Origin of the sequence: Acetobacterium malicum subsp. dehalogenans DSM 11527 (assembly GCF_000472665.1) — a bacterium.
Classification (GTDB): Bacteria; Bacillota; Clostridia; order Eubacteriales; family Eubacteriaceae; genus Acetobacterium; species Acetobacterium malicum.
In genome coordinates this window covers 41,547-52,702 of record NZ_KI421451.1, presented here as the reverse complement: position 1 = coordinate 52,702, position 11,156 = coordinate 41,547, and the positions used below count along the sequence as shown (strand labels likewise).

The 11,156-nt window shown below is 48.7% G+C and carries 6 protein-coding genes; 2 read left to right on the top strand and 4 right to left on the bottom strand.

The features are described 5' to 3' along the window. Positions 1-3 precede the first annotated feature (3 nt). Positions 4-2,532 carry an EAL domain-containing protein gene (locus tag A3KS_RS0119225; protein ID WP_026396280.1) on the bottom strand — a complete coding sequence of 843 codons (2,529 nt, stop codon included), beginning with the start codon at positions 2,530-2,532 and terminating at the stop codon, positions 4-6. Between the two features lie 322 nt (positions 2,533-2,854). Here A3KS_RS0119225 and A3KS_RS0119215 point away from each other — a divergent pair, with 322 nt between their 5' ends. Next, the gene (locus A3KS_RS0119215) at positions 2,855-3,640 is read left to right on the top strand and encodes a hypothetical protein (protein ID WP_026396279.1); all 786 of its coding nucleotides are present in this window, start codon (positions 2,855-2,857) and stop codon (positions 3,638-3,640) included. Positions 3,641-3,832: 192 nt separating this feature from the next. After that, complete coding sequence (locus A3KS_RS0119210; protein WP_051356010.1) at positions 3,833-5,104, top strand: EAL domain-containing protein; 1,272 nt, start codon at positions 3,833-3,835, stop codon at positions 5,102-5,104. Positions 5,105-5,439: 335 nt separating this feature from the next. On the opposite strand, the gene A3KS_RS22980 is transcribed toward A3KS_RS0119210, so the two are convergent. The 3 genes from A3KS_RS22980 to A3KS_RS0119195 all read right to left on the bottom strand — a co-directional run bounded on the left by A3KS_RS22980 (position 5,440) and on the right by A3KS_RS0119195 (position 10,807). After that, on the bottom strand, positions 5,440-8,916 hold the full coding sequence (locus tag A3KS_RS22980) for an EAL domain-containing protein (RefSeq protein WP_051356009.1): 3,477 nt from the start codon (positions 8,914-8,916) through the stop codon (positions 5,440-5,442). A 486-nt stretch (positions 8,917-9,402) separates the two neighbouring features. After that, complete coding sequence (locus A3KS_RS0119200) at positions 9,403-9,651, bottom strand: TIGR04076 family protein (protein WP_026396277.1); 249 nt, start codon at positions 9,649-9,651, stop codon at positions 9,403-9,405. A 10-nt stretch (positions 9,652-9,661) separates the two neighbouring features. Continuing rightward, positions 9,662-10,807, bottom strand: a complete 1,146-nt coding sequence (locus A3KS_RS0119195) for an iron-containing alcohol dehydrogenase family protein (RefSeq protein ID WP_026396276.1) — start codon at positions 10,805-10,807, stop codon at positions 9,662-9,664. Between the last annotated feature and the right edge of the window lie 349 nt (positions 10,808-11,156).

Genomic DNA, 11,156 nt, shown 5'->3' with positions numbered 1-11,156 from the left:
TTTTTACATGTAATACCTGGGAACCGACGTAATTTTATGAGCCGGCAGGCAAATCAGCCCATTGGTTTTTTTATTCGGATTCAGCAATTCATGCTCAACTTTTTGAGCTTGCATCGGGTGATAAAAATAGTAACCCTGAATTTCGGCACAGCCGTGCTGTTTCAGGAAAATAAGCTGATTTTCATGCTCGACCCCTTCGGCAATAGTACTACAGCCCAGTTTGATGCCCAGAACAATGGTCGACACGATAATCGCTTCATCTTTTGCATTGTCACCAATGCCATCAATAAAGGTCTTGGGAATTTTGATCCGATCCAGCGGCAGCTTTTTGAGATAGGATAAGGAGGCGTATTCGGTACCAAAATCATCAATGGCAATGGCCATCCCCATTCGTTTAATGTGACCGAGCTGATCCAGAATCAGGGCTGTATCGGCCATGAAAATGGATTCGGTGATCTCCAGTTCAAAATAAGCCGGATTGATATCAAACTCGAGCATGGCGCGCTCAAGACAATCGACAAAATCGGTCATCTTCAGCTGTCTGGTCGACAGATTAACGCCCATCCGCATGGCTTTTCCGATCCGCTCCTGCCATTTTTGCTGTTGCGCCATCGCCGTTCGGATCACCCATTCGCCAATCGGGATAATCAGTCCGGTCTGTTCGGCGAGGGGAATGAATTTTGCCGGACCCAGCAGGCCCCGATCGGGATGATGCCAGCGGATCAGGGCCTCAAAGCCGTTAATCTGATGGGTGGTGGCATCCACCTGGGGTTGATAGAGCAGTTCAAACTCGTTATTTTCCAACGCCGAATACAGGTCATTGGTCAGGCTCATGTTTTCGTCGATATCTTCTTTGAGACTGTCGTCGTAAAAAACAAACCGCCCTTTACCCTGTTCTTTAGCTTCATACATCGCAATATCGGCATTTTTAATCAACAATTCTGAGGAATAGCCATGTTGCGGAAAACAGGCGATGCCGATGCTGGCACTGATGTGAAGGTTGTAGCTGTCCATCATAATCGGCATTTCCAGCCGCTGCAGAACTTTTTCACAGGCGTTGGTGACCTCTTCCTTGAGGTAGGTATTGTCAAGCAAAATCAGAAACTCATCGCCGCCAGCGCGACTGAGGACATCACTTTCGCGCAGGGCTTTTTTCAGAATTTGGGCGACCCGGATCAACAACGCATCGCCCATGTCATGGCCAAGCGAATCATTAATCATTTTAAACCCGTCAAGATCAATAAATAAAACCGTAAAGCCCTTATTATAACGCATCGCATCGGTCATATGCTTTTCCAGATATTCATAAAAAAAGCGGCGGTTATACAATTTTGTCAGGGCATCCTCGTAAACCATTTTTTTGATCCGCGCTTCATTGCGGCTGTTTTCGGCAATTTCATTTTTCAACTGCTGATTCATTGCTGCCAGTTCCGCGGTCCGCTGGCAGACCTTTTGTTCCAGCTCCAGATTGGACTGCTCCAGCGCTTTTTCGGCCGCCTTTAAGTCCTTAATGTCCTGAAAAGTGAAGACCGTGCCGATGGGATTAGAAAACTGATCGTAATGGGTATGACAGGAGATCAGCACTGGTACCGGACGCTGGTCTTTGCCGATCAGGGTCATGGCGCTGCTTTTTAACTCCTGGTCAGACTGACCGTCAAAAGCAGCGTCCAGTTCAAACAACGCTTTGATTGGCTGATCGCAAAGTTCCCGGCTCTGATAGCCTAGAATCATCTCCGCACCGGCATTCATCGTCACGATCAGACCCTGACCATTGGTGATGATCAAACCCTCGTTCATCATCATAAACACTTCCATCATAATGCTTTCCGGGGTAATACTCATCATCCGGTAGCGGGTAATCGCAACATTCAGGCCCATGATGCAGGCCAGTGAAAACACCGATGTTAATGGTGGAAAAGCACTGATACCCAGCATCGGCAGCAGCGAATCAGAAATCCCACTCAGAATCAGGGTCGACAAAAAGGATAGAAAAATAATCATTGACTGGCGCCGCTCCCGGACGTATGGCGTGCTGCGATTCCAGCTGGCGGCGGCTACCAGTGCCAGCAATGTGTAGGTGACATAATAAGCGATGAAGTAATAATCCCAGATAAAGCCCCGATCCGCCGGCACACCAAAGGCCCAGCCGGGATCCAGATAAATCATAAAGGTCGCTTCAATGGGCGTCAGAAAATAATAGCCAAAACAGAAAAGGCCTGGGATCAGTAGCAGCATGTTCTTCCAGACCCGGTTGTAAAAAACCTGCTGTTTTGATAAAAATAACACAAAATATAAGAGCTCCGTAAACAGGGTCGACCAGCAGATGCTCATTAATTGTCGGTACAAGGCCGCGGTTTCGGGAACATTGGTGATAAACATCAAAAAAAGAAATCCCGACCAGACGGAGAGATTCATGCAGATCACCCCAAAAACCCAGTTGGCACCATTCTTTTGGGGTCGGAACAAGGTAACAATCCCAGTGATGAAATAATAAATAAAACAGCTAAAATAGATCAAGGCAAACCAGTTCATCTCTAAATCCTTTCTGGCCCAGATTGGAAATAGCCTCAAGTACTTGTCTTAACTAAAGTATACCCTGCCAACTTTTAGTTAAACCTCAAATTTTTATTTCAAGCGGCTTTCTGTACCTGCTGACCAGCGAACGGCTCACCTTTTTTAACAATCGCTGCGCCCCCTTTTTAAGTACGGCGTGATGCTGATCGTGACCTGAGCCATTCCGATTGAACTGAAATCTACGTTCCCCCATTTACACCATCCCCTGAAACGGTTATACTTATGAAATAGCCCGATTGCGGCGACTGACAAATTTGCACCCATCAAGGAGGAGAACCCCATGTCCGTAATAAAAAACATGATCCAAACATATAATCTCGTTTACCAGGTTGAAAAGGATTACCCATTGGAAATCATTGTCACCACCGATCTCTATCATGAACGACTGAAACTGGCCAATACCAAATGTGACCAGGCCATTGTTGAAGCCTCCAAACAGGAGCTTGATGACCGCCTGAAACTGCTGGTCCTGCCGGACGATGCCGACAGCCATTATTATCTGCTGCTCCATGAAGATCTTTTTGATCAAACCCAGCAATACGGCCAGGCGATCGCCTATGAATACACCCGGCTGATCGATTATGCCGATATTCAGGAGAAATACCAGGTTCCCAATCTGCGGGCAGCCCAATTCCCCGACTCGGCCTGTTTTTTGTTTTTAGCGGAAGTCCGGGCCTGGTACCGGGGTTTCAACCTCTACTACAACCTGATCAGCGCTGAAAACAAGGCCGTCCTCTTTTCCTATCTCTGCGGCACCGTGCCCGATTACGAGACGCTGCTGTCCTTTGACCTCACTGCCCATATGCAGGCTTTGGCGGAATTCTACGGCCAGGCTCTGGCGATCGGCTCCTACGTCAATTTTGATGTCAGCCTGCCGGACTATTTAAACCGCCATCACGTCCACGAGCTGCTGCAGGCCGTCCATGACAATATCGACAACATCAGCATCTTCGAAAACTACGAAGCCATTCATGCCGCTTATGAGGATTTTATCCAGATTAAATCCAAGGAAGACCAACCCCATGTCCACAGCCACAGCTGCAACCATATCCACCATGACCATTAAAGCCCGAAAAAGATTGAAAAAAGGCTGATAAAAAAGTACAATAGAGTAATGCTTTTAGTCGCTCGTTGAACTGTCGTAGCGACCAATTTGATCGAGCAATTGTCGGTACGGAGTGACCTTTTGCGGTACTCAACGGACCTCACCGCTAACATCAAAAAAGCGCCATAAATCGTAAAATTCTGGAGAAAACAATTGGAAATATCGACGCACCAAACCAACCCGGCTGAAACAGCCGTTAATATCAGTGAAGTCATCCGACAAAAAAGCCTGGTGGCTTACTTTCAACCGATTATGTCAGTGACCGGGAAAAAAATCCTCGGCCTGGAGGGTCTGATCCGGGGCATCATTCCCGGATCAGACCAGCTGATCGCCCCTAAACTGCTTTTTGATGCCGCCCTGGCCAGCGGGCTGACCATCGAACTCGACCGGGCCTGCCGGGATGCGGTTCTGGCCGCCTTTCATGATTATCATCAGGCCAATCCGGATCTGCTGCTGTTTTTGAATCTCGATACGGCCATCATCGATGAAGTCGGCGGGTCCAATTATCTCTGCGATCAGGTCCGCCACAGCGGCATCAGCCCTAAGAATATCGTCATCGAAATCAACGAGTCCAAGGCCCTCGATACCCGGGGCCTGAGCCAGTTTGTGACTACCTACAAAAACAAGGGCTTTCTGATCGCCCTGGACGATGTCGGGGCCGGCTTTTCCAACATGGACCGGATCGCCGGACTGAAGCCGGATATTGTCAAAATCGACCGCTCGATTATCCAGGATATGGATCGCATTTATCACAAACAGGAGGTCTTTAAATCGCTGGTCAACCTCACCAATAAGATTGGCGCCCTGATTGTCGCTGAAGGGGTGGAAACCCGGGCCGAAGCGATTCAGGTGCTGAAACTGGGCGGCCAGGTGATCCAGGGCTTCTATTTTGCCCGCCCCGGCAATGATTTCGTCCTCAAAGCCGAACTGATCGTCAAAACCGCCGAGGTCGTCGATGCCTATAAGACCCTGCTGCTGCAGGAGTTGGAGGACTATAACCAGAAATGTCTGGCCTACACCCACACCGTCAACGGGATGATCAAAGCCCTGGCGGTGGTCGACCGACCAGATGAATTTGACGGCCAGCTCCACAAGTGCCTGGTCCATGCCGAAGCGGTGGATTGCGCCTACGTCCTCGATGAATCGGGGATTCAGTGCAGCGACACGGTGGGAGCCAAAAACATCGGTGCCTGCGAAAAGCTGGTCTTCCACTCAGCCAAGATGGGGGTCGATCATTCAATCAAAAATTTCTATTATAATCTGATCAAACGCAAGCAGGACACCTACATTTCCGAACCCTACGTTTCGATGGCCACCGGCAGCCTCTGCATCACCTATTCCCGGGTCTTCCGGCTGGCCGCCCAAAAGTACATCCTCTGCGTCGATTTTCTGGAAACCCACCAACCCCAGCCGATCAGCTTCTAGCCGGCCGGCATAAAAAAAGATGAACCCGAGAGTTCATCCTAGAGGTTAGCGGCAAACTACCGTACCGACCAATTGTTAATCTGTTGTTCGCTGCAACCACGAGAAATCCGCTGTGCTTCTTTCTCTTTGGTTCGCGGGCAGTCGCCAACTACAAGCAAGCTTGTGATTGGCTCGTTGCCTTCGCGCAGAATCGGACAGGCTACGCCGTGTCCGCTCCGATGCGTACAACATGATGTAACAATTGTCGGTACTGGGTTAGCTGCTTCAAAATTCGATTGATGAGCATTCGTTCATCTTTTTTTATGCCTTCAATTTACACAACTTATCGCCGTTGATTAGAATTTGCTTCTTTTATATTGGCTGAAATCCACTTTTTCCGGAGTCGGCTGGCCAGTCAGTTCGTCGAAATACTGGTAGGCGGTTTTATCCGTAAAGTTACCATCAGCAAAGAGGATATTTTTCTTCATTTTAACCTGTACCTCATAAAGGGTCCGCATCAGTTCGTCGGCTTCCCGTTCATCCATCATAAATTTGACCCCATATTCAAACAGATTGTCCGCCACTTCCCGGCTCCACACCGGGGTGCCGATGGCCGTGACCGCATTACCCAGCAGGGTGGTCGTAAATTCCAGGGTAAAATCCCGTTCCAGCGGAAATTGAATGTTAGAGATAAAACAGAGGCCGCCCGGCCCGAGGTCTTTAATCAGCGCTTTTGAATTCCCGACATTCATGGTTTTATCCTTGATCTTTAAGATCCGCAGATCGGTTTTTAATAAATCCCGGAATACCTGGCGGAATGATTTTCGCCGCTCGGCCTGGGGCTTGAAGGTGGTATTGCTGAAGACCGGCCGGCATTTGCCATTTTCCAGAATTTCATCAATCTTCAGAAACGGCACCGGTCGGGAGTAGAGGTAGCCCTGTCCCGCAAAGCAGTTATATTCCCGCAAAAACGACAGCTGTCCCCAGTTCTCAATCCCTTCGCAAACCAGTTTAATGTGCAGCTCCTTGGTCAGATTGATGATCGACCGGGTGATAATGGCACTGGTCTGGTCGGTCATGATGTTCTTTAAAAAGGCGGCATCCATTTTGATGATGTCGATGTTAAAATGCTGCAGGTAACTGAGTGACGAATAGCCGCTTCCAAAATCATCCAGGGCCACCTTAATCCCGGCCCGCTGCAGTTTTTCAATATCGACAATGGCCTTGTGTGCATTTTCGATGATCAGGCTTTCGGTCAGTTCAACGATCAGATATTGGGGATCGACCTCATATTCAGCCAGAACATCGGTAATACTCTTAACAAAATCCCGTTCATAAAACTGAATGCTGGAAAAATTCACCGAAATATAAACCGGTTCATAGCCCTTCAACATCCAATAGCGATGATCCTCACAGACTTTTTTGAGCATCCATTTGCCCATTTCGACAATCGCGCCGGTTTCTTCGGCCAGGTAAATAAATTCGTCGGGTGAAACCATTCCCCAATCCGGATGATTCCAGCGGATCAGGGCTTCAACCGCCAGAATCTGATTGTTTTTGATCCGCACCATCGGCTGATAAAAAACCATAAACTGATCCCGCTTAACTGCCATCCGCAAATCGTGACGCAACTGGAGCTGTTTGTAGTTTTGGATATTCAGCTCGGAGGAATAGAAGCGATAACGGTTCTTACCCTCTTTTTTCGACCACATTAGAGCAATACTGGCATATTGGACCAGCTGTTCAATTTCATCCCCGGCTGGCTCGGCTTCGGTCATCTCGTCTTCACCATCAGTATCGGCATCTTTTGCTGCCGTTTCCAGCGGATAAACACTGACGCCGACATTAATGTTGATATCAAATTCATAAATATCAATTTTAAAAGGCCGATGGAAAAAATCAATGACTTCCAGCGCCCTGGCCTCGTAGGCCTCGAGATTGATCAGCCCCTCGATAACAATGGCAAACTGGTCTTCGGAATACCGCGAAATCAGCGTGTCTTTGCCCAACAATCCGCGCAGCCGCATCACAATCTGAACAATCAGTTGCTGACCGACCATAAACCCCAACGAATCATTGATCTCTTTAAAGCCGTCAAAATCCAGCATCATGACAATCAGACTGCGCTGGTCAAGGCTGGCGGTAAGACATTTTTCGGTGAGCTCCTTTTTAAACTGATTCGGTTTGGGCAGCGCTGTGGTCTCGTCATAAGAGGCCAGCTTTTCTATTTTCCGCTGCATGATGATGCGATTGGTGACATCCCGGAAATCCAGCACCAGCCCCTGAATAATGGGATGATCGAGAAAATTCTGAATGTGCACTTCCAGATAAATGGGCTTATCGCCGGCCCCGGCAAAGGTAATGATCCCGGTTTCGGTGATCCGCGGATTTTCCATGGCACTGCAAATCAGGCCCTTTAAATAAGCCGCTTCATCATGGTCATAGTAGTCATAGACGCTTTTGCCAATCATACTCTGCGGGTCATAATTAATGACCTTCCGGGAAGTGTCGCTAATATAGCGGATGATCCCATCGGCGGTGATGATCTCAAACACCATTCCCGATTCCTGAATCAGCATTTTGGTGCGCTGCTGAATTTTGTCAATCTCGCGCTGTTTAATTTCAATCGCCCGTTGATACTCTTTTTTTTCGGTAATATCCTGGATCGTACCATAAACATGGGCGGGCTGACGGTTTTCATCGAGATGGTATTCAACCACCTGAAAAACCTCACGAATGGTCCCATCTTTGCGGATCACCCGAAATTCCAGCTCAAAAGGTTCTTCGCTCAACTCACCCTCCATCGAGTCGGTGATGATACTGCGATCCTCGGGATGGACCCGGCCCAAAAAATCCTCAAAGGTACCCAGGAATTCCGCCGCAGTGATCCCAAAAATCCGCAGTGCCTCAGCGGACATATAATTCCGATCGGTCACGGCATTCATTTCCCAACTACCAATTTTGGCCAGCCGTTGGGCCTGTTCGAGATTTTTTTTGATAAAAATGATCTCGTTTTCCAGTTCCTTAATTTCCGTCACATCCTGAATAGTGCCCACCAGATCGGTGTTTAATCCATCCTTATTGGCAATCGGCTCGCCCACCAGGCGCACGTATTTGATTGCCCCGTTGCGCAGTAAAATCCGGTACTGTAGGTCAAATTTTTGATGGGCCAGCCGTTTTTGGGTTAGTTCCGCCAAAACATGGCGATCCGCGGGATAGGTAAAGTCCATTAGTTCAACCACGGTGCCGCCAAATTCCTGGGGTTTGAGGTCATAAATCCGATAAATCTCGTCGGACCAGAAGATTTCCTTTTTTACGGCATTGAATTTCCAGCTCCCCAAACCGGCTACCTTTTGACCCAGATTGAGGTTTTCACCCAGCTCTTTCAAACTGTTTTCGATGATTTTCTCGCTGGTGATATCCTGAAGGGCCCCAATTATTTTAACCGGGATACCCTTTTCATCAAGGAGTGTCCGGGTTTTTTCTTTAACGAATTTTTGCTTACCCTGAGCCGTGATAATCTGGTATTCCAGTTCCTGATTATGGCCCTGAAAAGCCAGCTCCCGGGAATTTTTCACCTTATTGATATCGGCTTTGCTGACAAATTGAAAATAGGACTCAGCATTTCGCTCCAACTGATCGGGAACGGTTTCAAAAATGCGATAGTATTCATCAGTAAAATAAATCGTGTCATTACCAATTTCATAGGTCCAGGATCCGGTTTTCATCATTTCCTGGGCATGACGACGGTTTTCCAGATACCACTCGTCTGGTTCTGGCAAGGCTGAGGATTCTTTGATTTTAATGCGGTTGAATAAACTTTCTAAGGCCATCTGGCGCGCCACCTTTCCATTTCAAAACAACAGTGAGGATCATTGATTTATTCATTTCTCCTCCTCAGTATTAATTGTTTGTATTTTTGTTACTAAACAGTATATGCCCATTTTAGTCAAGTCGCAATCATTTGTTTAACAAGTTAAGTATTTGACGGACATAAAAAAGATGAACCCGAGAGTTCATCAATCGCATTTTGGAGCAGCTAAACCAGTACCGACAATTGTTACATCATGTTGTACGCATCGGGGCGAACAGGTTGATAAACCTGTTCGATCCTGCGCGAAGGCAACGAGCCAATCATAAGCTTGCTTATAGTTGGCGACTGCCCGCGACCAATGCGAAAGGAGCGTAGCGGATTTCGCATGGTGCAGCGAACAACAGATTAACAATTGGTCGGTACGGTAGTTTGCCGCTAACCCACAAAAACAGCAGCGCCGAATGGTGACGGCGCTGCTGTTTTATTTGGCATGGGGGTTGGGGTGTCAGGCTTTGTAAATTCGGAACACCACTTTTTCCCCACAGTCCGGACATTGAAGCGGGGCGTCTGTAATGACGCCTTTACGGGCCGCATAGACAAAGGGAAACACTGCACTGAGTGCCATCATACAAAAGTTTCCGCTCTGTTCCTTATCCAGCAGGGGTCCATCAAAAATGACTTCATCCCCCGGTGCATAAAGCGGACAACCCGATGACGCGACCACCAGTTTTATTTTTTGTTCAATCGCATTCATAATTGACCGCCTACAACGCCTGGCGGTACAGATCTTCGATCTGGATCAGGGTGGTGGCCCGGGGATTGACCAGAATATTACCGCTTTTCATGGCATCTACCGCCATCGCCGGGATCATTTCAGCCGTAACTCCCACCTCAGCGAGAGTCTGAGGAATCCCCAACGCGGTAGTCAGGCGGCGGATCTCAGCAACCAGCGTCTGGGGCGTGAAAACGACTTCGCCCGCCCCGCCTTTGATGGCATCGTAAATGGTCTGATAGCGGCCAGTATCGGCCAGGGCATTAAATTCCAGTACCGTCGGCAGCAGTACCGCATTGGCGACCCCATGAGGCACATCGAAATAGCCGCCCAGCGGATGGGCCATCGCGTGGACATTGCCCAGCCGCGCCCAGGCAAAGGCGATCCCGGCAAACATACTGCCGTAAAGCATCGCCGCCGCCGCCTCGGGATTGGTCCGATCCGCCACAAACAGGCGTATATTCGCGCCGATCAGAGCCAGTGCCTTTTCAGCCATGGCATCGGAAAACGGCGAGGCTGCCTTGGACAGATAGGCCTCGATGGCATGAACCAGGGCATCAATGCCGCAGGCCGCCGCGGTTTTTTCCGGGGTAGTCATCACCAGCGTCGGATCCAGCACCGCAAAGGCCGGCAGCAGTTCATAACTGAACACCGTTAGCTTATAATTCCGGGAACGATCGGTGATCACCGCAAAGGCCGTCACCTCCGAACCGGTGCCGGCGGTGGTGGGAATCGCAATCAGCGGCACAATCGCCCCGGGCACCTTGTCAGCCCCTTCATAGTCCCCAATCGACCCGCCAAACTTGGCCAGCACCCCCACGGCCTTAGCTACATCCATTGGCGAACCGCCGCCCAAAGCAATAATACAGTCCGCTCCGCTATTGGCAAAGGCCTTAGTCGCCTTATCGACGGTTTCCACCGAAGGGTTCGCTTCAGTTTCGGTAAAACTGTCAAAAGCCAATCCGGCCTGGGCCAGAATATCCGTGATCTTCGCAACCACCCCCATCTTATTCAGATGCGGCCCCGAAACCACCATTGCCTTCTTAAGTCCCTGCTTAGCTAAAAGCCCCGGCAATTTCTCAATACTATCCACCCCACAGATGATTTCCTGCGGTATTTTAAAACTAAAATTATTCATATGTCTATCCTTTCACGCTGTTATTTGCTAGAGTGCCGTGAGCTTCGCTGCCGGTTTGCGCGAAACAATTTCTACACTGTACAGCGTACAGTCTATCGACTGTTCGCCTACACGTTACGAAATTGTTTGCGGAAACCGACATCAAAGCAATTTTTGTTCGCTTTTTTAAGTTTCGCAAATTCTATTTCAGATTCAACTTAATTTTATAATTATGCAATGTAAATCAACAAACGACTAACCCAGTACCGACAATTGTTACATCATGTTGTACGCATCGGAGCGGACACGGCGTAGCCTGTCCGATTCTGCGCGCAGGCAACGAGCCAATCATAAGCTTGCTTATAGTTGG

Bases quoted from the DNA above. Each gene is read 5' to 3' on its own strand.
- A3KS_RS0119225 (WP_026396280.1), bottom strand. From the start codon at position 2,532: ATGAACTGGTTTGCCTTGATCTATTTTAGCTGTTTTATTTATTATTTC.
- A3KS_RS0119215 (WP_026396279.1), top strand. From the start codon at position 2,855: ATGTCCGTAATAAAAAACATGATCCAAACATATAATCTCGTTTACCAG.
- A3KS_RS22980 (WP_051356009.1), bottom strand. From the start codon at position 8,916: ATGGCCTTAGAAAGTTTATTCAACCGCATTAAAATCAAAGAATCCTCA.
- A3KS_RS0119200 (WP_026396277.1), bottom strand. From the start codon at position 9,651: ATGAATGCGATTGAACAAAAAATAAAACTGGTGGTCGCGTCATCGGGT.
- A3KS_RS0119195 (WP_026396276.1), bottom strand. From the start codon at position 10,807: ATGAATAATTTTAGTTTTAAAATACCGCAGGAAATCATCTGTGGGGTG.